Here is a 23,351-nt window from a genome sequence, read left to right as displayed (position 1 = left end):
GCCTCGTCAGTCGTTTTCCGGTGGGGGAGTGGCGGGGCGGCGGCGACGCACCTGGGCCTTGACGCTCTTCCAGCGGCTCTCCCAGGTGGCATCGAGTTCACCACTGGCGCTGGTCACGCGGCAGCCGCCGCGGCTGAGCTGGTCATCGGGCTGCAGCGTCCAGCCCGCCGCCGCCAACTCCTCGCCAAGATGTTGCTCCACCAGCTTGTGATCCAGGGGATGCAGCCAGAGCCGCTGCTGGCCGGTCAGCGGCGGCTCGGTGTGCAGCAGTGCACGCACCAATTCCAGGACCTGACGAGGGCGCGATTTTAGCGCCTCCCCGGCCAGCTGGCGGCCGGTGGCGAGTGCCAGCTCCACCAGTTCGTCGGCGATCGACTCGTCCAGCGCCGCCAGGGCCTCGGAAAACTGCTCGGCCAGCGGCGTCAGCGGTGCCAGGGACTCGCGGGTGCGTTTTTCCAGCTCCTCTTCGGCTTGGCTGCGCCCCTCCTGCAAGCCCTGTGCCTGACCCTCGTGACGCCCCTGCTCGAAGCCGGCCTGGTATCCTTCCTCGCGGGCCTCCTGAATGATCTTCTCGCGCAGGGCGTCCAACTCGGCCTGACGGCGGGCTTGCTGACGCTTCGCAGCCTGAGCGGCGCTGGCCTGTCGCTCGCCCTCCGGCCGGGCGCGAGCGGTCTCCAGCTCGCCCATCTGCCAGCGCCGCCAGGGCGCGTAGCGCTCGGCGTGATCCGGCTTGCCGTCAGACATAGGTATCGTCTCCGCCGCTCAGCACGATCTCGCCGGCGTCGGCCAGGCGCCGTACCACCTGCAGGATCGCTTTCTGTTCGGCTTCCACCTGAGAGACGCGGATCGGGCCGCGCGCTTCCATGTCCTCTCGCAGCAGGTCGGCGGCACGCCGCGACATGTTGCGCAGGAACTTTTCCATGAGCGTTTCGGGGGCTCCCTTCAGGGCCACCACCAGCGAGTTGGTATCGATCTCCTTGAGCACCAGTTGGATGCTGCGATCGTCCAGGTCGAGCAGGTTCTCGAACAGGAACATCTCGTCGATGATCTTCTGTGCCAGGTCTTCGCTGTGGGCGCGCACCGTCTCGATGGCGGTCTCTTCCTGGTTGGAGTTCATCAGGTTGAGAATCTCGGCGGCAGTTCTTACGCCGCCCATCTTGCTGCGCTTGAGGTTCTGACCGTCGAGCATGCCCGACAGCACCTCGGTGAGCTCCTGCAGCGCGGCGGGCTGAACGCCGCTGAAGGTGGCGATCCGCAGTACCACGTCGTTGCGCAGCTTGTCGTCGAACAGCTCCAGCACGTCGGCGGCCTGGTGGCGCTCCAGATGAACCAGGATAGTGGCGATGATCTGCGGGTGCTCGTCGCGGATCAGCTCCGCCACCATGGGCGCTTCCATCAGGTTCAGCGAGTCGATGCCGCTGCTGCTGCCCTGGGTTTCCAGGATGTCTTCGATCAGGCTGGTAGCACGCTCGCTGCCTAGCGCCTTGGTCAGCACCGAGCGAATGTGATCGCTGGAGTTGAGGTTCAAGGCGATGAATTCTTCGGTTTCCCGGTGGAATTCCTTGAGCACCTGCTGCATGTCCTCATGAGAGACCTGGCCGAGTTCAGCCATTTCCAGACTCAGCTGCTGAATCTCTCTGGGGTCGAGGTACTTGAACACCTCGGCCGCGCTGTCCTCGTCCAGGGCCAGCATCAGGATGGCGCTGCGGCGCTTGCCGCTCATGGTCTTGTCGGTGCTCATTTGTTCATCCAACTGCGAACGATCATGGCGATCATGCGTGGGTCGTCCTGGGCCAGCTCGCGAAGCTCCTGGAGGTGGTCTTCATAGGCCGACGACTTCCGCTTGCGCTTGGGCTTGGTATAAGGCTGCACGTCGCTTTCGGCCTGCGAAGCGTCCGCCTCGGCGGACTCGGTCTCGTCGTCGCCGACTCGCACCTGCAGAGCAGACCCCGGACCGGTGGCAGCGGGCAGCGCCGGCTGCTGTGTGTAGCGCTTGATCAGCGGGCGCAGGATCAGCAGGTAGCCAAGCAGAATCCCCAGTGCTACCAGCAGGTAGCGGCCGAAGGTGAGGGCCAGCGAGTGAATCTCCGGAGATTGCCACCACTCCAGCAGTTCGCCTTCCTCGGGCTCGCGGGTGAAGGGGCTGTTGACCACTTCGATTTCATCGCCGCGGGCCTGAGAGAAGCCCATGGCCTGGCGGATCAGGCGTTCGAGCTGGGCAATCTCGACATCGCTGAGCGGTACCCGCTGCCAGACGCCGTCCTCGTCTTGCTCCTCACGATAGTCGACCACTACCGCCGCCGACAGGCGTTCGACCCGTCCGCGGCGATGCTGGACATGCTCGATGCTGCGATCCACTTCATAGTTGATCACGTCGTCCTGGCGTAGGTTGTTGATCGCCTGGACGGCGGTCTCCTCGGCCTGGGCCGCATCGTCTTCGGCGTTGCCATCCTCGCCTTCGGCCAGGGTGAGGTTGATCGGGGAGGGCGCGGCGCCGGGGGGTGTGTTGCTCAGGGCGCCGGGGATCCCGGCGGCCAGGTCGTCCCCGGCGTTGAAGTTCAAGCTCGACTGTCGGCTGCGTACCGCCGCCTCGTTGGGCGGCTGGTTGGGGCCGTATCGCTCAGACGTCTCTTCGCGCTGTGAGAAGTCGATCTGGGCGGCGACCTGGGCGCGCACGCTCTGCGCGCCGAGGATGGGGATCAGGATGTTTTCGATGCGCTGCTGGTAGGAGCGCTCCACCTCGGCCACGTAGTCGAGCTGAGTACCGTCCAGGTCGCGTCCGTTGGCGCTGGGCATCGACAGCAGCCGCCCGTTCTGATCGACCACCGTGACGTCCTCGGTGGCCAGGTCCGGTACGCTGCTCGAGACCATGTGCACGATGGCGCTGACCTGGCCGTCGCCGATCACGCGACCGGGCTGCAGCGTCACCACCACCGAGGCCTTGGCGGGCTCGCGGTCGCGCACGAATACCGAAGAACGGGCCATGGCCAGGTGCACCCGGGCGCGGGACACCGGGCCCAGCGACTCGATGGAGCGCGACAGCTCCCCCTCGAGGCCGCGCTGGAAGTTGACTTGCTCGGCGAACTGGCTGATGCCGAAGGCCTGGTTGTCCATCAGCTCGAAACCGACGTTGCCGCCCCGGGGCAGCCCCTGCTCGGCCAGCTGCAGGCGCAGATTGTGGACCTGGTCGCCGGGCACCAGCAGCGCCTGGCCACCGTCGCTGAAGCGGTAGGGGATGCCGCGGCTGTCCAGCTCGTTGATGATGCTGCCGCCGTCAGCTTCGCTGAGATTGCTGTAGAGAACTCGGTACTCCGGCGCGCGCGCCCACATCAGCAGCGCTACGACGATGGCGATGAAGGCGGCGCCGCCGATCATCACGGCCACCAGCGGATTGTTGCGCAGTGGCTCGAGCACGCGCTCCATCACGTTGCCGACTGATGGCTGAGAGGGGGTGTCCTGCTTACCCGGCGTCGCGGCGCCATTGCTCATGCGTGCCCCCAGTAGCGTACATGAGTCTCGTGAACCCTGCTTGTGGTGGAAGAATGCATTGCGTGCTATCCGTTCATCGCGTTCGGTTCGCCCTCACCGGGCGTAACTCTGATGCACGCCATTATGCGAACTGTTGTCTATGCCAAAGGCAGGAAAAGCCCAGTTTTTTCCTGCCTTTTGGTGATATGGCCAGAGGGGAGTGGCTGGTAGCCTGTGACAGACGTCCAGATATGGCTTTTTTCTGCAGCCAAGCGGCTGACATCTACCCAAAGGGGCGAATATCATGAGCTCACCTGCCATCCAGTCGACCTTAGCCCAGATGCAGGCCATGGCCACACAGGCCGGCGGGCAGGCTGCTAAAGGCCAGCAGGTCTCCACCCTGGTGGGGCAGGGGGGGTTCGCCGGGGAGCTGCAAGCGTCGATCCAGCGCATCAATCGCCTGCAGCAAACCGCCAGCAGCAAGGCCATGGCCTTTCAGGCCGGTGACCCCAACGTGGAACTCAACGATGTCATGGTCGACATGCAGAAGGCCAGCGTGGCTTTTCAGATGGGCATGCAGGTACGAAACCGCCTGGTCAGCGCCTATCGTGATGTCATGAACATGCAGGTCTGACGGCTCGGCGGGCTGACGTCCAGGGGCATCGTCCCTTGTCTGGCCAAGGGACGCTCTCGGGGGTCAGGCCTCCAGATCGATCAGCCGTCCCTGCAGCTCGTTGAGCCGCTCGGCAATCTCCAGCACCTCCTCGGCGGGAATCTGGCGCAGCACCTCGCCGGACTCCCGGTCGATGATGCGGGTCACCACCCGCGACGGGATCTCGTTGATCTCGAACTCTACCCCGTATTGACGCAGTACCTCGTTGATGCGTTGTATGGGCTCCACCAGGTCCGCCGGCCCGGGTCCCTGGGCATGGCTCTCCGCCTGGGCGAGCTGGGTGCCGGCGGTAGGTAGCGAGGCGATCACCGACTCCTTGCGCTCCCGCGGCGTCATGTCGTGAAGCGCTGATGTGCTGAGTGTGCTGGTGGCGTCTGTCAATGGCGATGACATGGTGTGCTTCCTTTTTTGTTTGCCCTTGAAGATCGGCGTGTTGCCGATCACTCCCTGCTATCCTTATCGGCCGGTCGCACGCAATACTTTAGCAGGCGCTTGTCACACGCTCTTGCCACCGCGATTCGTTGCGCATGCTGGTGACGTGGCAACGGCTACTGCTCATAGGCCGGCACCCGTTCCGCCAGGTGTTCCAGCGTCTGCATCGGCGCCGGCTCCCCGCCGGGCGACTCGCCCACCTTGAACCGAGCGATCAGCCGGGTCATGTCCTCGGCCTGGCCGTCCAGCGAGCGGCTGGCCGCCGCCACCTGCTCGACCAGGGTGGCGTTGTGCTGGGTGACCTCCTCGAGCTGGCTGATTGCCTGATTGATCTGCTCGATGCCCGACGACTGCTCGCCGGCCGCACTCGACATCTCGGCGATGATGTCGGCCACCTGCTGAACCCGAGTCGAGATCGACTCCAGGGTGTCGCTGGTGGCGTTGACCAGTTTTTCGCCGGCGTCGATGCGCGCCACGTTGTTGTCGATCAGTCGGCGGATCTGCTCCGCTTCCTCAGCGCTGCGACTGGCCAGCTTGCGCACTTCGCTTGCCACCACCGCGAAGCCGCGGCCGTGCTCGCCGGCCCGGGCCGCCTCCACCGAGGCGTTGAGCGCCAGCAGGTTGGTCTGGAAGGCGATATTGTCGATGGCCTCGACGATACGCGTCACCTCGCGGTTGGCAGCATGAATCTCGGCCATGGCGGTGCGCGCCTCTGAGGCCACGCTGCTGCCCTCGGTTGCCTCGTTGGCAGCTTGGTCGGAAAGCCCCTGCGCCTGGCGCGCGTTGTCGGCGGTCTGGCGCACGCTGGCGGTCATCTGCTCCATGCTGGAGGCGGTCTCCACCAGCGACGAGGACTGCTCCTCGGTGCGCTGGGCGAGGTTCTGGTTGCCCTGGTGAATCTGGCTGCTGGCCACGGCCACCGACATGGCGCCCTGCTTGATGTTGGCGACCAGCAGCTCCGAGTTGGCCGTTGACTCGTTGAAGGCGCGGTAGAGCTGGGCGAGCTCGTCGCTGCCCGGCGCCGCCAGGCGCAGGGTGAGATCGCCGCTGCTGCGGCGGATCGCCGTGAGAGTGTCGCGCAGCGGCAGCACGATGCTGCGCACGATGATCGCGGCCAGCAGCACCGCCAGCCCCCCGGCCAGGCCCGCCACCACCAGGTGACGAATCAGGTCGCCGAAGGCACTGCTGCGCAGGCTGATCGCCGTGGCCAGCACATCCTCGGCCACCGCGTCTTCCACCTCCTTGAGCAGATCGATCTTGTCGGTCTGCCAGTTGAACCACTGCTGAGCATCTACCCCATAGCCGCCCTCGGTGCCCCGCGCAATAGCGGTTTCCCGCAAAGGCGTGACGCGTTCAACTTCGGGGCTTGCAGCGATCTCGCGTAGCCGCTCACGCATCGCGGGCGTGGCCAGGGTGTCGAAGCTCTCGAGATAGGCCGCCTCCTGGCCGACCAGCGTCAGCAGGCGCTGGTAGGTGGCCGCTTCCATGGCGTCGGCGCTGAAGGCGCCGGAGAGCACTGCCCGCTCGATGCCGGCTAGTTCCTTGGCCTGCAGCAGACTGTAGTAGGCGGTTAGCCGGTTGGAGACGGCGGCCTCCTCGGTGGCCAGGGTCATGCGGCCGATCACCGTGATCAGGGCGTTGTTGATGTTGGTGTAGTGGGCGATGGCCTCGCCGGTGGGTATCGCCAGGGCGTCGATGCGCTGTCGCAGCGCCTCGGTGGCGGCCAGCTGGTCCAGGCTGCCGTCGATGCGCGCCGCCAGGCGGGCATCCAGGGCCACCAGGTCGAGGTTGTTCAGGTACTGCTGGAACGTCTCGAGCTGGGCATCGGTGGCGCGGCGCTGATCCGGCAGGCCGTCGCGGAAGTTCTCGCCGCCGCTGCTCAGAAACCCCGCCGTCATCCCGCGTTCCCGCTGCAGTTCGTGGATCAGGTTGCCGGCCCGCTGGGAGATGCGGGTCATCTCCTCGAGGTCGGCCATGTTGGTCGCCAGCTGCTGGCGTTCCAGTACGCCGGCAGCGGCGAACCAGGTCATGGCCAGCAACGGCAGTGACAGGGCCAGCAGGAACTTCCAGCCCATGTTGATGCGGTGGAGCAGTCGGGTCATCGGGAGCGTCTCCCCAGAGCGGTGCAAGGGTGCCACGAGGCGCGTGGCAGCTGAACTAGATGTCGACCGCTGAATGAGCGGCTTTAGGAGGTTGGGGAGGTGTTGGCGGGTAAATTGATGCACATCAAATTTCTGAGTCTGATGCTCGGGCTTTGCCTATGAAGACTTCGGTTCTCTTCTCCAGCAAGCGTGAACCTTCTCGGCTGGTGAGCAAATCGCTTGCTGCCTTGGTTGAAGAATCGTGGATGTGGGGAGACATTGACCAGCGTCATGTTTGATGCCGGTTTCCTTCATTAGCGTGTCATGTCGGTCGGTAAAGATCGACCGCTCATCATCACATAAGAAATAAGCAGGGAAACGATGCGACACAACCAGCCGGTCACCGACCAAGAGTATGAGATACGCGACGACCAGAACCTGATCTCACGCACCGACATGCAGGGGCGCATCACCTATGCGTCTCCGACCTTCGTCGAGGTTAGCGGCTTTTCCCGGGAGGAGCTGATCGGCTCCCCTCACAACGTGATACGCCACCCCGACATGCCGGAGGCCGCCTTCGCCAATCTGTGGCAGACCCTGGAGGCCGGGGAGATCTGGTCGGGGCTGGTCAAGAACCGGCGCAAGAATGGCGACTTCTACTGGGTGCACGCCCATGTGGTGCCGATCCTGGAGGAGGGGGAGATCCAGGGCTTCACCTCCGTACGGGTCAAGCCCGCGCCTGGCGCCAAGGAGCGGGCGGAGGCCGTCTATCGCCGCCTACGGGAAGGTCGGGGCCGCGGAATTCGCCTGGTACGTGGGGAGATTCGGCAAGGCGGCGTGCTGGGCAGGCTAGCCGGGCTCCGGCTGGGGGGCGTCCAGGTCATCATCGCGCTCATGGCGTCGACGGCGCTGCTGGCGATCCTTGGCGCCGGAGCCATCGGCTGGCCGGGTCAGCTGCTCGGTGGCCTGGCGGTGGTAGCGATGGCCGCCTACAGCACGACTCGACTGGACGGCGCCCTCAAGCGGGCCCGTCGCTTCGCCATGCAGGTGGCCGCCGGCAACCTGGCCGCGAAGCCACCGAAGGTCAACGGCGACGGCATGGGCGAGGTTGTCACGGCTCTGGCCATCATGCAGCGCAGCCTGGCCAATATTTCCCTGGACATCCACCACACCCTGGGAATCGTCGAGCGCGAGACCGGCGAGCTCGAGCGTGACAACCGCGAGCTTGCCGCCCGGACCCATCGCCAGTCCGCCTCGTTGCAGCAGACCGCCGCCAGCATGGAGGAGCTGACCGCCACCGTGCACCAGAACGCTGGCAACACCGAGCAGGCCGAGCGCGAGGCAGAGCGGGCGCATCGGGCGGTGGGCGAAAGCGACCAGGATGTGGGCCGGCTGGTGGCGAGCATGCAGCAGATCGCCAGCAGTGCCGGCAAGATGACCCAGGCCATCGACGCCATCGAGTCGCTGGCTTTCCAGACCAACCTGCTGGCCCTCAACGCCTCGGTGGAAGCCGCGAGAGCCGGAGTCCACGGTCGCGGTTTCGCCGTGGTGGCCCAGGAGGTGAGGCGGCTGGCGGAGAGTTCGGCGGAGTCGGCCGACCACGTTCGCCGATTGATCGACGGCACCCTGGCCGATGTTCGCGACGGCGAGCAGCGCATCGAGCAGCTCGAGGCCAACAATCGCGGCGTGGTGGAAGCGGTGGCCAGCATCGGCGGCCTGATCCGCGAGATCGCCACCGCCTCGCGGGAGCAGGCGGTGGGACTCGAGCAGATCAACGAGGCGGTGGTGCAGATGGACACCGTGACCCGCGAGACCGCCGAGCAGGTTTCGCATTCGGCGTCGCTGGGCACGTTGCTGGCCGCCCAGGTCGAGACCCTGACCGTGGCGATCTCCGCGCTGCGCCAGGGCGGCAACGGCAAGGAGTGGGTCGACCGCCAGCAGCGCTTTGCGGCGCGCCGGGCACTGGCGGCGGACCAGCCGGCAGCGCAGCCTCCGGCGCTGGCTGACCCGGCGACCGAATCCACCTGCTGAAGCGCCGAACAGTGCCCTCCTCAGCGTAGGCAGCATGGGGGTAGTAGGCATGCGTAGGTGGCATGCGTGGGGCAGTAGCGGAAATCTTGTGCCGTATCGGCTAGGATCATGGCGTCTTGATCTGTATCAGCCTTCCATTCCTGTGAGTTCTGCCGTCAGCGAGGCCCCATGAGTCACGAGCTTCCCATCGAGCGCATCATGCAAACCGGGCTCCTCACCTGCGAGCCGGAGACTCCGCTGTTTGCGGCGGCGGAGCGCATGGCCGAGCGACAGTGCAGTTCGATCCTGGTGGTCAAGGCCGGCCAGCCGCTGGGGATATGGACCGAGCACGATGCCCTGGCGGTGAACTTCGCCGACCCCCATGCCGTGCGCCGCCCGATCCGCGAGGCGATGAGCCGGCCGGTGGCGACCCTGCCGGCCGACACGCCGGTGGGCGAGGCGGCGCTGCGGTTCAGCGCCGAGCAGCGCCGCCACTACCTGGTGGTCGACGCCGAAGAGGTCCCGGTGGGCATCGTCACCCAGACCGACGTGGCCCTGAATCAGGGCCTGGAACCCTACCTGCGCCTGCGCGAGGTGCACGGCGCCATGCGCCGCTGCCCGCTGCTGCTGGAGGGGGCCCTGCTGCTCTCCCAGGCCGCCCGGCGCATGCGCCAGTCCGGCTGCGATGCCGCCGTGGTGCAGTGCGAGCGCGAGGGGCTCGGCATTCTCACCGAGCGCGACCTGGTCAGCTGCGTGGCGCGCTATCCCGGTGATACCCCGGTCACCGAGCTGGCCAGTCGGCCGCTGCTCACCGTGCACCAGCACGACGCTTTAATCTCGGCCCGCGACCGGCTGCTGGGCAAGCGGGTGCGCCACCTGGCGGTGCTCGACGACGACGGGAGCGTGGTAGGGCTGCTGGGCTTTCGCGACATGCTGGCCGGCGCCGAGCACCTCTACATGCAGGACCTGCGCGCCGCCCTGGAGCAGCGCGACCACGCCCTGGCCCAGTCGCGCCAGAACCTGCAGCTGGCCGAGCGGGTCATCGACTCTTCGCTGGAGGGCATCATCATCACCGATGCCAAGAGCCGCATCGAGTTCGTCAACCCGGCCTTCACCCACATGACCGGCTTCACCCTGGAGGAGGCGCTGGGCAAGACCCCGGCGATCCTCTCTTCGGGGCGTCATGATGGCGCCTTCTATCGTCAGATGCAGGAGACCCTCGACCGCTGCGGCTACTGGCGGGGGGAGATCTGGAACCGGCGCAAGAGCGGCGAGCTCTACCTGGAGCTGCTGACCATCACCGCCATCACCGACGATGAAGGGCAGGTGACCCACTATGCGGCGCTGTTCAACGATATCACCCATATCCGCGAGAATGAGGAGCGCATCCGCAAGCTGGCCTACTACGACCCCTTGACGCAGCTGCCCAATCGGCGCCTGCTGGAGGATCGCCTGGAGCTGGCGATCCGCCACGCCCACCGTAATGCCACCCGGCTGGCGGTGCTGTTTCTCGACCTCGACCATTTCAAGCAGGTCAACGACAGCCTGGGCCACGGGGTGGGCGATGAGTTGCTGGTGCTGGTGGCCGAACGGCTGCGCCACCGGCTGCGCGAGGACGACACCCTGGCGCGGCTCGGCGGCGACGAATTCCTGATCCTGCTGCCCGACCTGGAGGAGGTGGAGGAGGTCACCCGCATCGCCCGCCGGCTCATCGAGGCGGTCAGCGAGCCCTGCACCCTGGGTGATCAGGCATTTCGCGTCGGCTGCAGCCTGGGCATCAGCCTCTACCCCGACGATGCCGACGAACCCGAGGCGCTGATCCACTGTGCCGACATGGCCATGTACCGCGCCAAGCAGGAGGGGCGCAACGCCTATCGCCTCTACCGTGCGGAGATGAACGACCAGGACAGCCACCAGCTGATCCTCGAGACAGCGCTGCGCAACACCGTGGAGACCGGCGAAGGTCTGGAGGTGCACTATCAGCCCTTGTTCGCGCCCGGCAGCGATACCCCCTGCGGCGCCGAGGCGCTGCTGCGCTGGCACCACCCGGTGCTCGGCGCGATCCCGCCCGGCGACTGCATCCCCCTGGCCGAGCGCGCCGGGCTGATGGCGCCGCTGGGCGATCGCATCCTGCAGCAGGTGTGTGGCCAGCTTGCCCAGTGGCGTCGGGCCGGGCTGGCGCCGGTGCCGGTGGCCGTCAACCTCTCCGCCCGCCAGTTCTGGCAGGCGGAGCTGCCCGCCCGGGTGGCCGAGCTGCTCGCCGAGCATGCGCTGCCGCCCGGCCTGGTGGGCTTCGAGCTGACCGAAAGCACCCTGCTGGACAAACCACAGCAGGCGGTGGCAATTCTTCAGGGGCTGCGCGATCTGGGCTGTGATATCGCCATCGACGACTTCGGTACCGGCTACTCGTCGCTGAGCTACCTGCAGGAGCTGCCGGTGACCACCCTCAAGATCGACCGTCGCTTCGTCCAGCGCCTGGAGGAGGTCCGCCGCGGCAGCGCGGCCATCGTCGCCGCGGTGACCGGCATGGCCCGCGAGCTGGGGCTTGCCGTGGTGGCCGAGGGCGTCGAGAGCGAGTCCCAGCGCCTGGCCCTGGCCCGCTACCATGTCGATCGGCTGCAGGGCTTCTTGCTGGGCAGGCCGGTCGCCGCCGGCGAGTTCTCGCGACGCTACCTGGCGAGCGGCTGCGACAGCGTGCGGGAGCCGCTCTCAGAGTGACCTGCCAGCGACAAGCAGCGCTCGCAAGGGCGCGCTTTTCGCGGTTTCATGACAGCGCCGCTGCGGGTAGGCTAGGCGGCGGCTTTTCCCACTCGACGGCCCTCCATGCTCCGACCTACCACCAGCGGTACCCGCGACCATCGTGGCCCCATGCGCCACGAATCGCTCACGCCCCCGCATCATGACCATGATCAGGACAGCGCCTGGATGATTGGCTATCTGGACGTGATGACCCTGCTGGTGGCGCTGCTGGTGCTGATCTTCACCCTGTCGTTCGCCGCGGGTGGCGACAGCGACGAGGCCGAGCCGCCCCGCGAGCCGCTCGCCGCCACCCCCGGCGTGGTGCCGCTGCCGCCGGAGCTGCAGCGTGCCCTGGCCACCATGAACCGTGAACCGCTGCGCCCCGTGGCCGGAACGCTGAGCCCGTCCGCGGTATCCGCTGCCCTGGGCGTGGCCGGGCTGCCGCCGCGCCCACCAGCTCCCCGCGTGCCGCCGCTGCTGGCGCGACCGCTGCCCACCGTGGCCCTGGCCCCGGCCCCGCAACGGCCGGCCCTGGAAGAGCGCATACCGCTGCAGATCGCCATGCCCCAGGCGGTGCTGCAGGCCGACCAGGCACTGCCATCCCCGCTGGCCGACTACATGCTGGTGCTCACCGACCGCCCGCCTTCGCATGCCCGCGAACTGGCGCCCGAAGCGGTAGCCGGTGCAGAGGCGCTTGCCGAGCGCGTAGCCCAGTCGCCGTATCTGCCCGACCTGGAGGGCGTCGCCGTCTCCCGGGTGGCGGAGGGCATCAAGCTCCAGGTGGAAGACCAGTGGCTCTTTCCCACCGCCGAGGCCGAGCTCACCGAAGAGGGCGAAGCATTGGTCGGGAGCCTGGTGGAGATCATCCAGCGCCACGACGGCGAGGTGGCCGTGGAAGGCCACACCGACAGCCGCCCCATCCAGACCCCGGAATTTCCCTCCAACTGGGTGCTCTCCAGCGCCCGCGCCATCGCCATCGTCCACGCCCTGGAGCGGGCGGGGGTGGCCACCAGCCGCCTGCGCGCCGTGGGACTGGCCGATACCCGCCCGCTGGCCGACAATGACAGTGTGGAAGGCCGGGCGCAGAACCGTCGGGTCGAGGTAATCATTCACGCCCAGTGAGTGACGTTGCTGGCCACTTTGTATCGCTCTTGCATAGCCCTTTCCCCGTTTCATTTGCGGAGCGGTAAAAGTCCCACTATAGTGAGGAAAATCCTGTACAGCGTATGTACAAGAAAATCGCGCGATTGTTGACATCCATCAAGTTGCGCGATGCTTTATCACGATATAGAAAATGATGCCTGGCCAAGGCCCGGTGATCGCATTATCAATCGGGATCAGGCCTGGGCACCACCGGGGCGGCAACCAGTCGGGACAAGGAATCGGGTGATGGGTAAGGAGCAGGCGGAGTATCACGGCGCATCGATGGCGGTTCGAAGCGATCAAGGAAATGCGGAAAGCGACGTCGAGTCGATGAGTGCGAAGGATCAGCTGCGTTTGATGGCCACGGCCTTCGAGACCGGCCAGGCCACCATCATCACCGATGAACGAATGCGCATTCGGCGCGTCAATCGGGCGTTCACCCAGATTACCGGCTTCAGGGCCGATGAGGTGCTGGGCAACACCCCGCGGATGTTCAAGTCCGGCCGCCATGGGCCAGATTTCTACGCCCGTCTATGGGATGCGCTGCGCCATCAGGGCCACTGGCAGGGCGAGATCTGGAATCGTAACCGACACGGCGAGATCTACCCGGTGTGGCAGTCGATCACCGCCGTGAAGGGGGAGGACGATCGCGTGCATCACTACGTGTCGGTGTTTCACGATATCGCCGAGCGCAAGCGGCTCGAGCTTACCCTCGCCCAGGAGGCGAGCCGCGATCACCTGACCGGTGCCGCCAACCGTCGCACCTTCGATCGCGCCCTGGTCAAGTCGGTGAAGGTCGCGCGGGAGAGCGGGGCCGAGCTGTCGCTGATGTTCTTCGATATCGATCACTTCAAGCGCGTCAACGACAACCATGGCCACGACGTCGGCGATGCCATCCTGCATGCCCTGACCGATCTCGTGCAGCAGCGGCTACGCAAGAGCGACCTGCTGGCGCGCTGGGGGGGCGAGGAGTTCACCCTGCTGCTGCCGGACACGCCCCTGCATGGCGCCCGACAGCTGGCCGAGCGGCTGCGCGCCGACGTGGCTGCCGCCGCCATGCCCGGCCCGGGCGTGACCATCAGCCTGGGCCTGACCGCTTTCACTGCCGGCGACAGCGCCCGCGACCTGATCCAGCGGGCCGATGCGGCCCTGTATCGGGCCAAGGGGCGCGGCCGCAACCGGGTAGAGGTCGACCCGGAAGACGCCGAGGCGGTCGAGCCTTCCGCGCCGGCCGAGGTGCTGTTGCCGGCCGCACCCCGCTTCATCGACGAATATCGCGGGGCGTCCCGTCGCGCCCAGCTGGCCCGCCGGCTCGAGGAGGCGCTGGTGCAGGCCAGCCGCCGCAGCGGCACGCTTACCGTCTGCGCCCTGGATGTCGACCACTTCAAGCGCGTCAACGAGCGCATGGGCAGCGCGCTGGCCGACCGGCTGATGCTGGCGCTGACCCACCGCATCAACCGCCATCTGGGCCGCGAGGATTTGATCGTGCGCACCGGTGGTGACGAGTTCGTGCTGCTGATGCACGACGTCGCCGATGAGGCGGCCTTCGAAGCGCTGCTCGAGGCGATCCGTCAGCCTTTCCGGCTGGGGGGGCGCTCGGTGAGCGTGACGGCGAGCCTGGGGCTGGCGGCCTTCCCGATGGACGAGGTGGAAGCCGATGTGCTGCTGCGCCACGCCCAGCAGGCGATGTATCGCGCCAAACAGAACGGCCGCAACACCTTGACGCGCTTCGACCCGGGCCAGGACCGGCGCCTTCAGCGCTGCCAGATCGAGCGCCGACGCTTCGAACAGGCCATCCAGCGTAACGAGCTCTGCCTGCACTACCAGCCCCAGATCGACATGGCCACGGCCGCCGTGGTGGGCTTCGAGGCGCTGGTGCGCTGGCAGCATCCCGACAAGGGGCTGCTCGCGCCGGGCGAGTTCCTGCCGCTGATCGAAGGCTCATGGCTGGAGGCGGTGCTCGGCGAATGGGTGCTCAAGGCGACCCTGGAGCAGCTGGCGTGCTGGAAGGGGGAGGGCGGCGATCTCCCGGTCAGCGTCAATATCAGTCCCGCCCACTTACTCGCCCCCGACTTCGTCACCCAGCTCTCCGGCCTGCTGGCCACCATGCCCGCGGTGGCACCCTCGCGGCTCAAGCTCGAGGTGGTGGAAACCGCCGCCATGCATGACATCGCCGCGGCCCTGAAGGTGATCTCCCGCTGCCAGGCGATGGGCGTGGAGGTGGCCATCGACGACTTCGGCACCGGGTTCTCCTCGCTCACCTACCTGCGCCAGCTGCCGGTGGACCTGATCAAGGTCGACAAGAGCTTCGTGCGCGACATGCTCAGCGACGAAAGCGACCGCGCCATCGTCGAGAGCGTCATCTACATGGCCAAGCGCTTCGACCGGGCCCTGCTGGCCGAGGGGGTCGAGAGCCTAGACCACGCCACCGAGTTGCTGGGCCTCGGCTGCCGACTGGCCCAGGGCTTCGGCATCGCCCGCCCCATGCCCGCCGGAGCGCTGCCCGACTGGCTGGCCGAATGGCCGCGGCGCCAAGAATGGCAGGGGCTGGCGGCCAGTGTCGCGCCGACTTGATCGGTATCAAGTCGCTCGTGCATCTGGAAGGCTTTTGATCTGGCGATTTGCCAATCGCGTAGGCTGTTTTTCTTCAAGTTTTCGCGTCATCGGACGATAGCCCTGGAAGGCTCCGCGCGCAGCACCCGCGTGCGGCCCCTGGCATCCGACACAATGACCGCGAGCGACTCCCTATGTTGTCTTCCCTGCGACTCCGTATCCTCTTCACCACTCTGGTGGTTATCGTGCTGGCGTTGCTGGCCAATGCCCTGGCCAACTACCTGACGGTGCGCTCCCACAACGATGATCAGATCGGTCGTAACCTGGCCGCCGTGTCCCAGGGTAACGCCAATGCCATCAGCGAGTGGTTCGCCCCGCGAATCGCCATGATGGAGGCGCTGCGCGTGGGCAACGACATTGACGACTCCCTCGACGATCTGCTGCTCGTCGAGCAGGCGGGCGGGTTTCTCGCCGTCTATCTCGGCGACCCGCGCGATGGCGACACCGTCTTCTCCGATGGCTGGCAGCCCGGCGATGACTTCGACCCGCGCCAGCGCCCTTGGTATCGCGCCGCCGTCGAGGCGGAAGGGACCATCATCACCGCCCCCTACGTCGACGCCAATACCGGCAACCTGGTGGTCACTATCGCCACGCCTTTCTATCGTAACGGCCGGCTGAACGCCGTTGCCGGTGGCGATATCGTCATTTCCGACGTCATCGATATCGTCACCGAGATTGCGCCCACGCCGTCGAGTCTGGCGTTTCTTACCACCGCAGACGGCACCCTGGTGGCCCACCCCGACCCCGAGATGAGCCTGGCCGCCACCACCGAGCTTGCCCCCTCGCTCGATGCCGCCCGCCTGGCCGAGCTGGAAGCCACCCGCGAGCCCATGCCCGTCAACCTGTCCGGCGAGGCCAAGCGCCTGCGCAGCGCCGGCATTGCCGGCACCGACTGGCAGCTGGTGGTGGCGCTCAACGACGCGGAGGCCACGGCCGGGCTGCGCGCTGTGCTGGGCACCTCGGCGGTGACGCTGCTGGCGGTAGCCGGCGCCGCGGCGCTGGTGCTGGGTGCCCTGCTGCGGGTGATGTTCCGCCGGCTCAAGACGGCCCGCGATGCCATGGTCGATATCGCCAGCGGCGAGGGGGACCTGACGCGTCGTCTGCCGGAAGGTGGCAGCGACGAGGTGGCGCAGATCGCCACCGCCTTCAACCAGTTCGTCTCGCGCATGGAAGGCGTGATGCGCACCATTCGCGACAGCAGCGAGCAGGTGCGGCTGGCGTCGGGTGAGATTACCCTGGGCAACCAGGATCTCTCGCGGCGCACCGAGAGTGCCGCTTCAAGCCTGCAGGAAACCTCCGCCTCCGTGGAACAGATCAGCAGCACCGTGGGCCACACCGCCGACTCTGCCCGTGAGGCCAACGGCCTCTCCCAGTCCGCCGCCGAGGTGGCCTCCCAGAGCGGTGACGAGATGCAGCAGGTGGTCAGCACCATGGAGGAGATTCGTAACGCCTCCGGGCAGATCGCCGCCATCGTCAAGGTCATGGATGGCATTGCCTTCCAGACCAATCTGCTGGCCCTCAACGCCTCGGTGGAGGCCGCCCGGGCCGGTGAGCAGGGCAGGGGGTTCGCGGTGGTGGCCAACGAGGTGCGCCAGCTGGCGACCCGTTCCGCCGATGCCTCCCGGGAGATCCGCGAGCTGATCGACCGCTCTGAAACCAAAGTGGAAGCGGGTACCACCCTGGTTCATCAGACTGGCGAGACCCTGCAGAGCTTGGTGGAGCGCGTCAAGCGCGTGGCCGACGTCCTCGGCGAGATCAGCGCCGCCACCGGCGAACAGAGCGATGGCATCGGTCAGGTCAACCTGGCGGTGGCCGAGCTGGACCGCGTCACCCAGCAGAACGCCGCCCTGGTAGAAGAGAGCACCGCCGCCGCCGAACAGCTCAAGGAGCAGGCCGAGCGGCTGGCCGAAGCTGTCGGGGGCTTTACGGTAGGAGAGCACCCCGATGCCAGCGACCAGAAGCGTCTGACGCATCAAGGTCAGCCGGCTTGAGTGATACTGCAGTCATCTCGGTGATACTGGCCATGTGAGTCTCAGTGACAGCAGGTTTCTGGCCTCCTTTTGCTTGGTGGCCGGAGCTTCAACAACACAAAAAGCGTCCTGTAGGATGAGTCCTCCTCAATGAGGGCTTGTCATCCATAGGCTCCTGCAGGGCGTATGCCGTATAGGGATATCATGGACGATACGCTTTCCACGCTAATGGCATCGCAGCCGATCTTCGATCGCAGCGGTAACCTGGCCGCTGCCGAGCTGCTCTACCGCAATGATCGCCAGCAGGGGGCCCTGGAAATCGGCGAGGAGCTGGCAACTTCCGAGCTGCTTTACAACCTGTGCACGGGCATCGGCGAGCAGGCCGCGCAGAATGGTGTGCCGGTCTTCATCAATGTCTCTGCCGAGTTTCTGCTGTCCCGGGGCTTTTTGCCGGTTCCCCCCCGGCACGTGGTGATCGAGCTGGTCGAACGCATCGAGCCCACACTGGAGATCATCGAATGTGTGGCTTATTGGCACCGTCAGGGCTTTCGGTTCGCTCTGGATGATTTCGAGTTCTCGGACAGATGGGCGCCACTGCTCGACTATGCCGCTTTCATCAAGGTTGATGTGCTGGGGCGCGATCCTGATGAGTTGCTGCGTCGCAAGGCATCGCTTGACCACCTTGATGTTCGCTGGCTGGCTGAGAGGGTCGAGACCCGGGAGGAATTCGAGCGCTATCGGGAAGCGGGCTTCGATCTGTTTCAAGGCTACTTCTTCGCCCGCCCCCGTGATGTTCGCGGCAGGGCTTTGCCGCCTTCCGCCGTTCAGCTGGCCAAGCTGATGGAAGTGCTTCACCGCCAGGAGACCAGCTTCAGGGAGGTGGCCGATACCGTTGCCAGTGATCCCAGTTTGACGTTCAAGCTCATTCGTATCGCCAACAGCCCCTTCTATCGCGGCGGGCGGCCTATCGAATCCGTGCATGATGTGGTCACGCGACTCGGGCTCGATAGTCTGCGTCGCTGGGTCGTGATCTTCGAGCTGCTGCAGGGGGCATCCCGAGAGCATGCCGTGCTGGTGCTGGCCCGTGCCAGGCTGTGTGAGCTGATTGCCAGGGAGTCTCGGCGCTCGGAGCTGGCGGGAGGAGATGCCTACCTGGTGGGCTTGATGAGTGGGGTCGACCTGCTCATGGGGCTTGAGCCGGCACTCTTCATGAAGCACCTTAATGTGGAAGTCGGTATCCGGGACGCCGTCGTGGATGAGCGGGGGGCGCTGGGCCAGCTTCTAAAGCAGGTCAGGCAGACCGAGCATGCGCTGCTGATGAAGCGTGATCTCGAGAGCATGGAGCCTGGGCTGCTGGCAAGCTACCTCGAGGCGCACCAAGAAGCCTCCGCCATTCTGGGCAGCATCACGAAGCCCTGAGGTCGCATGATGCAAGCCGATCCACCTGATCGGCGTGGAGTTCTCCCGGGAGCGGCGCCAGATCGTCGCCCTCGAGGTGGAAGCCCTCGAGCCCTAAAGTCCCACCGGCGCCTGCCGATGTCATAAATAGCGAGCAGCAAAACTCACCGGCCAAAGGCAGTTCTCATGGCTAGCATTACTTCCCTCGGCGTTGGCTCCGGCCTGGATCTCAACGGTCTTCTGGGCCAGCTCAACGAGGCCGAGCGCGGCAAGCTCGAGCCCATCGAACAGCAGATCGAATCACAGCAGGTCAAGATCTCCGCCTATGGCGAGCTGCAGGGGGCGCTTTCCGGCTTCCAGAGCAGCGCCAATGCGCTCAACGACGCCTCCCTCTACGAAAGCCTCTCCGCCAGCGTTGGCGGCGATGCCGTGCAGGCCGCCGCCAGCCCCGAGGCCTCGCCGGGGCAGTACGCCATCGAGGTCGATCAGCTGGCCAGCGCCGGTACTCTCGCCTCCCAGCGGATTGAAGCCGACCTCGACCAGGCCCTCACCGACAGTGAGCGGACCCTGACGCTGGCCTTCGACAATGCCCCGGACGGCGAGCCGCAGAGCATCGATGTCACCGTGGCCGCCGGCAGCACCCTCGAGGATGTCCGCGACGCCATCAACGCCCATGAAGGCGCTAATATCTCGGCCAGCGTGGTCAACGACGGCGACGGCTACCGCCTGGCCCTGATGTCCAACGAGACCGGCGAGGCCGCCTCCATCACCGGCATGACCTTCGAGGCGGGATTCTTTGCCGACGGCGTTGTCGTCAGCGACCCCGAGGATGACGTCGAAGGCGTAGTGGTTCAGGAAGGGCGCGATGCCGCTCTCAGCGTCAACGGCATCGACATCACCAGCGCTACCAACCAGGTCGAAGGCGCCATCCAGGGTGTGACCCTGAACCTGCAGCAGGAAGGCAGCAGCAGCGTGGCGGTGGAGCAGGACACCCGTGCCGTGCGCGAGGCGGTTCAAGACTTTGTCGAGAGCTACAACGCCCTCAAGAGCACCATTGGTGGCCATACCTCGTTCGATGCCGACTCTGGCCAGGTCGGTGAATTGCTCGGCGACAGCGCCGTTCGCACCGTGGAGTCGCGGCTGCGCAACGACCTCAGCGCCATGGTCGGCACCCCCGGTGAGGACAGCGTGGCGCTGCTCAGCGACGTGGGCATCTCGCTCGAGCTCGACGGCACTTTGAGCCTGGACGAAAGCCAGCTCGACAGCGCCGTTGCCAACAACATGGACGGCGTGGGCGCCTTTTTCGCCGGGGACGGTGACACACCGGGCATGGCAGGGCGCCTCGCCGACACGTCGGACCAGCTGCTCAGCAGCAACGGCGCGCTCGGTAGCTCTATCTCCGGCGCCGAGGACCGTATCGAAAGCCTTGGCGAACGCTACGTGCGCATGGAGCAGAGCATCGAACAGACCATGGAGCGCTATCGCGCCCAGTTCGGCCAGCTCGACGGCATGATCGCCCAGATGAATCAGACCAGCGAATTCCTGACCGGCCAGTTCGCCGCCATGGATGCCCAACTGGGCCGCGACTGATCGGGAATTTCTGCAAGCTAAAGTCTGAACGATGGCGGTGTGGTGGTGCCCTTTTCAAGTGCCACCACTACGCCGAGTAGCGTCTCGCTCAGCTCTCGACAGAGAAACGCCGTAAACTTGACCTTGTGCAGGGTACGCTCAAGGGTGTCTGCCGGAAGGAAGCGGGTCATTTCGTTCATGAAGGCATCGCTGTCGATGATGTCAGGCAACCTATCGACCATTGCTCTTGCCTTTTCCTCGTATCCTTCGACGCGATAGTCCCGCAGCTTCTGTTCAATCAAGTCGGTGTTCGGCTTGGCTCCCTGCTGCTTGAGCCACTGCAGGTCCCAGATATCGCGGTATCTTACGTACTTGTGTGTATTGACCAGAGATACCAGCTTGTCGGCTAGTATCTCGTCGAGACTCTCGCAGATGACAAGCAGGTCACCGTAGCCATCCGGCAGGAAGGGGTAGTGCACCTGCAGGCTTCTGGCCTGCCGGGTATAAGCAGGAATGTTGGCAATTTCCAGCTTGATGCGCTGTTTGGCAAGGTCAGGGCGGCTGGGTGAGGTCACCACGGCCACCTGCCACTTATCGACCTTGATCTCTTCGTAGGCCGGCTCGTGGCGAAGCGCTGCGGGCGGCTTGACGGTCACCTCGAGGCGATATCGCTGGCTGACATAGGTTTCGATGCAAGCCTTGATCGCGGCCACGTCCGCGCTTTGGAAGTCACTGCCACCGGCGAAGTCAAGATCCTCGCTGAAACGGGAGGCCCCGTAGCAAAGCCTCAGCGATGTGCCTCCTTGGAAGGTCAGGTCGTCGAGCAACCCCTCGCGATCCAGGGCAAAGAGAATATCGAAGTGGAGCAGCTCCTTCTCGATCACCGGGCGCATGGCCTGCCTGCCCGGCTCTGCCATGGCGCGGGCCACCAGCGCTTCGAAATCGGCGGGATCAATCATCGGTGAGTGCCTCTGTGTCGACGAGATGGGTATTGCGCCCGACACGCTTCAGGTCTGCCCAGGCGGCCGCAGGGGTTGCCAGGCGCAAAGGGCGGCCTACGTCTTGGCTCCTGGCCAGCACGCTGGAAGCGGGGCGGCTGGTATGGGTGAACTCGATGATGCCATAAGGGGTGCGATAGGTGCCCTTCCGCCCGGTGGTCATGAGAGTAAGGCGGTCCACGGGAATTTGCGAGATAACGCCATACTCCGACAGGGCCGATTCCAGGCTCACATAGCTGTACTCCCCGCGGCGCATCGCGCGGGCGACTCGTTCGAGCCGGTAGGGGTCTTCCGTTCTGGCCAGCGCATAGACGTAGATCCCCCTGGCAACGCCTTCCAGCAGCCCCTGCCGGCGTAGCCGGTTGATGCCTTCCTGCAGCGTCTTGGGGCTATCTTCGAGAAAGAGCTTTGCCAGGTCGCGTCGGGTAAACAGGCTGCGCCCCTCACGGCGATCCCACTCATCGAAGCGTTGTCGAGCCGTTTGATAGTTCATAAGTGGACACAAAAACTATTTTTGAATAGTCTATCTGTCTACTTGTTCCGTGGCAACAAGGCTCAGCTGCTCGCTACCATGGATGCCCAGCTGGGCGGTGGCTGATCGCCACGTCGGCTTCCTTCACACAGACTCCACCCGGCTTCGGCCGGGTTTTTTCTCTCGGTGCTAAAGTTGTCGCTCGCGGTGCCGATACTCCTTGTCAAGCCCGTTATGGGTTTCGACAAAGGACGTGCACCCTATGGCAACCATCACCTCCCTCGGTGTGGGCTCAGGCCTCGACCTCACCGGCCTGCTCGACCAGCTGCGCGATGCCGAGCGCGGCAAGCTCGAGCCCATCCAGCGGCAGAAGGCGCAGCAGCAGGCCAGAATCTCCGCCTACGGCCAGCTGCAGAGCTCGCTCACGTCATTTCAAGACAGCGTGGCCAAGCTCAACGACGCCTCGCTCTACCAGAGCCTCTCCACCAATGTGCGCGGCGACGCCTTTACCGCCAGCGCCGGCAAGGAGGCCCAGCCCGGCACCTACAGCGTGGAGGTGAGCCAGCTGGCGCGGGCCGGCACCCTGGCGACCCAGCGCGTGACGGCACCGGACCAGGCCATCATCGGCCAGCCCGCTCCGGGTGATACACACGTCAAGCTGGTGCTGGACTTCGCTGGGGACGACGTGGCCCCGGTCGAGGTGGAGCTTGCCGAGGGTGACACCCTTGAAGATATCCGTGACGCCATCAACGCCAAGGAGGACGCCGGCGTCAGCGCCTCCATCGTCAACGACGGCAGCGGCTACCGCCTGGCGCTGAACAGCAAGGAGACCGGCGCCGACGCCTCCATCGCCAGCACCAACTTCCACGACATCCTCAGCGCCGATGCCAAGGACGATGTGGCCAGTTTCGCCGACAACCAGGTGATTACCCAGGCCGGCCAGGATGCCGAGCTCAAGGTCAACGGCATCGATATCACCAGCGCCACCAACCGGGTGGAGGGGGCCATTCAGGGGGTGACGCTCAACCTGGAAGAAACCACCGCGGCAGGCGAGACCCAGACCCTGCGGGTGGAGCAGGACACCCTCAAGGCCCGCGAGGCGGTGCAGGGCTTCGTCAAGGCCTTCAATGACCTCAAGGGCACCATCGGCACGCTGAGCTCCTTCAATGCCGAGACCGGCCAGGCCGGCGAGCTCAACGGCGATGCCACCGTGCGTACCATCGAATCGCGCCTGCGCAGCGTGCTCGCCGGCGGCGTGGCCGAAGGCGAACTGCGCATGCTCAGCGATATCGGCATCACCCTGCAGCGCGACGGCACCCTCGAGCTGGATGACGACGTGCTCAACGATGTGGTCAGCGGGGACATGGCGGCGCTGGGCGAGTTCTTTGCCGGCGCCGATGGTAAGGGCGGCATGGCCGGGCAGATGAACACCACCCTGGACGGAATGCTCAATGACAACGGCCTGATCAGCCTCTCCGTGGAGGGCGCCGAGAGCCGCATGGAGCGGCTGGACGAGCGCTACGAGCGCATGGAGAAAAGCATCGATCGCACCATCGAGCGCTACCGGGTGCAGTTCGGCCAGCTCGACGCCATGATCGCCCAGATGAACCAGACCAGCTCCTACCTGACCCAGCAGTTCGACATGCTGGCGCAGCTGGGCAACCAGAAGCGCTAGCGGCGGTGCCGACCACTGCCCAACCACAGCGCCCGGCCCCGCCGGGCGCTGTGGTATGCGGCTTTGCGAATGGGGAGAAGCCCGGCTCCTCCAGGCGAATGGAAGTCATG

Annotated in this window: 16 protein-coding genes; 9 read left to right on the top strand and 7 right to left on the bottom strand. The window is 65.7% G+C overall.

Annotation, left to right across the window (positions count from 1 at the left end; genetic code table 11):
- Positions 1-6 precede the first annotated feature (6 nt).
- The 3 genes from ACZIYR_RS10775 to fliF are packed head-to-tail and all read right to left on the bottom strand — an operon-like array spanning position 7 to position 3,489.
- On the bottom strand, positions 7-744 hold the full coding sequence (locus ACZIYR_RS10775; RefSeq protein WP_483526687.1) for a flagellar assembly protein FliH: 738 nt from the start codon (positions 742-744) through the stop codon (positions 7-9).
- A complete protein-coding gene (gene fliG / locus ACZIYR_RS10770; RefSeq protein WP_473033780.1) occupies positions 737-1,741 on the bottom strand; it encodes a flagellar motor switch protein FliG in 1,005 nt (334 codons plus the stop codon). The genes ACZIYR_RS10775 and fliG overlap by 8 nt, the downstream gene beginning before the upstream one ends.
- Positions 1,738-3,489, bottom strand: a complete 1,752-nt coding sequence (gene fliF, locus ACZIYR_RS10765) for a flagellar basal-body MS-ring/collar protein FliF (protein WP_483526686.1) — start codon at positions 3,487-3,489, stop codon at positions 1,738-1,740. Before fliF ends, fliG begins: the two co-directional genes overlap by 4 nt.
- A 283-nt stretch (positions 3,490-3,772) precedes the next feature.
- On the opposite strand from fliF, the gene fliE reads away from it, so the two are divergent.
- Positions 3,773-4,102: a flagellar hook-basal body complex protein FliE gene (gene fliE, locus ACZIYR_RS10760; protein ID WP_483526685.1), complete on the top strand. Its 330-nt coding sequence runs from the start codon at positions 3,773-3,775 to the stop codon at positions 4,100-4,102.
- Between the two features lie 63 nt (positions 4,103-4,165).
- Here the strand turns inward: fliE and ACZIYR_RS10755 are convergent, their stop codons facing one another.
- Together ACZIYR_RS10755 and ACZIYR_RS10750 are read right to left on the bottom strand one after the other, a co-directional pair.
- A complete protein-coding gene (locus tag ACZIYR_RS10755; protein ID WP_473033777.1) occupies positions 4,166-4,534 on the bottom strand; it encodes a flagellar protein FlaG in 369 nt (122 codons plus the stop codon).
- Positions 4,535-4,689: 155 nt separating this feature from the next.
- A complete protein-coding gene (locus ACZIYR_RS10750; RefSeq protein WP_483526684.1) occupies positions 4,690-6,675 on the bottom strand; it encodes a methyl-accepting chemotaxis protein in 1,986 nt (661 codons plus the stop codon).
- A gap of 360 nt (positions 6,676-7,035) precedes the next feature.
- Here ACZIYR_RS10750 and ACZIYR_RS10745 point away from each other — a divergent pair, with 360 nt between their 5' ends.
- The 7 genes from ACZIYR_RS10745 (at position 7,036) to fliD (ACZIYR_RS10715) (ending at position 20,117) form a co-directional block, all read left to right on the top strand.
- Positions 7,036-8,685 carry a methyl-accepting chemotaxis protein gene (locus tag ACZIYR_RS10745; RefSeq protein ID WP_483526683.1) on the top strand — a complete coding sequence of 550 codons (1,650 nt, stop codon included), beginning with the start codon at positions 7,036-7,038 and terminating at the stop codon, positions 8,683-8,685.
- A gap of 168 nt (positions 8,686-8,853) precedes the next feature.
- The gene (locus tag ACZIYR_RS10740; RefSeq protein ID WP_483526682.1) at positions 8,854-11,382 is read left to right on the top strand and encodes an EAL domain-containing protein; all 2,529 of its coding nucleotides are present in this window, start codon (positions 8,854-8,856) and stop codon (positions 11,380-11,382) included.
- A gap of 105 nt (positions 11,383-11,487) precedes the next feature.
- Entirely contained in the window at positions 11,488-12,525 is a 1,038-nt protein-coding gene (locus ACZIYR_RS10735) for an OmpA family protein (protein WP_483526681.1), read from the top strand.
- Between the two features lie 351 nt (positions 12,526-12,876).
- Positions 12,877-15,120, top strand: coding sequence for a putative bifunctional diguanylate cyclase/phosphodiesterase (locus tag ACZIYR_RS10730; protein ID WP_483526680.1), 2,244 nt, complete (start codon positions 12,877-12,879; stop codon positions 15,118-15,120).
- A gap of 173 nt (positions 15,121-15,293) precedes the next feature.
- Positions 15,294-17,150 carry a methyl-accepting chemotaxis protein gene (locus ACZIYR_RS10725; protein ID WP_483526679.1) on the top strand — a complete coding sequence of 619 codons (1,857 nt, stop codon included), beginning with the start codon at positions 15,294-15,296 and terminating at the stop codon, positions 17,148-17,150.
- A 183-nt stretch (positions 17,151-17,333) separates the two neighbouring features.
- The gene (locus tag ACZIYR_RS10720; RefSeq protein WP_483526678.1) at positions 17,334-18,548 is read left to right on the top strand and encodes an EAL and HDOD domain-containing protein; all 1,215 of its coding nucleotides are present in this window, start codon (positions 17,334-17,336) and stop codon (positions 18,546-18,548) included.
- Positions 18,549-18,713: 165 nt separating this feature from the next.
- Complete coding sequence (gene fliD / locus ACZIYR_RS10715) at positions 18,714-20,117, top strand: flagellar filament capping protein FliD (RefSeq protein ID WP_483526677.1); 1,404 nt, start codon at positions 18,714-18,716, stop codon at positions 20,115-20,117.
- A gap of 17 nt (positions 20,118-20,134) precedes the next feature.
- Here the strand turns inward: fliD (ACZIYR_RS10715) and ACZIYR_RS10710 are convergent, their stop codons facing one another.
- Both ACZIYR_RS10710 and abiEi read right to left on the bottom strand, forming a co-directional pair.
- Positions 20,135-21,055 (bottom strand): nucleotidyl transferase AbiEii/AbiGii toxin family protein, encoded by a 921-nt coding sequence (locus ACZIYR_RS10710; protein WP_473033767.1) that lies wholly within the window; start codon positions 21,053-21,055, stop codon positions 20,135-20,137.
- Entirely contained in the window at positions 21,048-21,587 is a 540-nt protein-coding gene (gene abiEi, locus ACZIYR_RS10705) for a type IV toxin-antitoxin system AbiEi family antitoxin (RefSeq protein WP_483526676.1), read from the bottom strand. The genes ACZIYR_RS10710 and abiEi overlap by 8 nt, the downstream gene beginning before the upstream one ends.
- 241 nt (positions 21,588-21,828) lie before the next feature.
- On the opposite strand from abiEi, the gene fliD (ACZIYR_RS10700) reads away from it, so the two are divergent.
- A complete protein-coding gene (gene fliD / locus ACZIYR_RS10700; RefSeq protein ID WP_483526675.1) occupies positions 21,829-23,241 on the top strand; it encodes a flagellar filament capping protein FliD in 1,413 nt (470 codons plus the stop codon).
- The last annotated feature ends 110 nt before the right edge of the window (positions 23,242-23,351 follow it).

The sequence above is a fragment of the Billgrantia sp. NRB1 genome, from assembly GCF_056921725.1.
This window is presented reverse-complemented; position numbering and strand designations above follow the sequence as displayed.

Bases quoted from the DNA above. Each gene is read 5' to 3' on its own strand.
- fliE (WP_483526685.1), top strand. From the start codon at position 3,773: ATGAGCTCACCTGCCATCCAGTCGACCTTAGCCCAGATGCAGGCCATG.
- ACZIYR_RS10775 (WP_483526687.1), bottom strand. From the start codon at position 744: ATGTCTGACGGCAAGCCGGATCACGCCGAGCGCTACGCGCCCTGGCGG.
- ACZIYR_RS10750 (WP_483526684.1), bottom strand. From the start codon at position 6,675: ATGACCCGACTGCTCCACCGCATCAACATGGGCTGGAAGTTCCTGCTG.
- ACZIYR_RS10730 (WP_483526680.1), top strand. From the start codon at position 12,877: ATGAGTGCGAAGGATCAGCTGCGTTTGATGGCCACGGCCTTCGAGACC.
- ACZIYR_RS10735 (WP_483526681.1), top strand. From the start codon at position 11,488: ATGCTCCGACCTACCACCAGCGGTACCCGCGACCATCGTGGCCCCATG.
- fliG (WP_473033780.1), bottom strand. From the start codon at position 1,741: ATGAGCACCGACAAGACCATGAGCGGCAAGCGCCGCAGCGCCATCCTG.
- ACZIYR_RS10755 (WP_473033777.1), bottom strand. From the start codon at position 4,534: ATGTCATCGCCATTGACAGACGCCACCAGCACACTCAGCACATCAGCG.
- ACZIYR_RS10745 (WP_483526683.1), top strand. From the start codon at position 7,036: ATGCGACACAACCAGCCGGTCACCGACCAAGAGTATGAGATACGCGAC.
- fliD (WP_483526677.1), top strand. From the start codon at position 18,714: ATGGCTAGCATTACTTCCCTCGGCGTTGGCTCCGGCCTGGATCTCAAC.
- fliD (WP_483526675.1), top strand. From the start codon at position 21,829: ATGGCAACCATCACCTCCCTCGGTGTGGGCTCAGGCCTCGACCTCACC.
- ACZIYR_RS10710 (WP_473033767.1), bottom strand. From the start codon at position 21,055: ATGATTGATCCCGCCGATTTCGAAGCGCTGGTGGCCCGCGCCATGGCA.
- ACZIYR_RS10720 (WP_483526678.1), top strand. From the start codon at position 17,334: ATGGACGATACGCTTTCCACGCTAATGGCATCGCAGCCGATCTTCGAT.
- ACZIYR_RS10725 (WP_483526679.1), top strand. From the start codon at position 15,294: ATGTTGTCTTCCCTGCGACTCCGTATCCTCTTCACCACTCTGGTGGTT.
- ACZIYR_RS10740 (WP_483526682.1), top strand. From the start codon at position 8,854: ATGAGTCACGAGCTTCCCATCGAGCGCATCATGCAAACCGGGCTCCTC.
- abiEi (WP_483526676.1), bottom strand. From the start codon at position 21,587: ATGAACTATCAAACGGCTCGACAACGCTTCGATGAGTGGGATCGCCGT.
- fliF (WP_483526686.1), bottom strand. From the start codon at position 3,489: ATGAGCAATGGCGCCGCGACGCCGGGTAAGCAGGACACCCCCTCTCAG.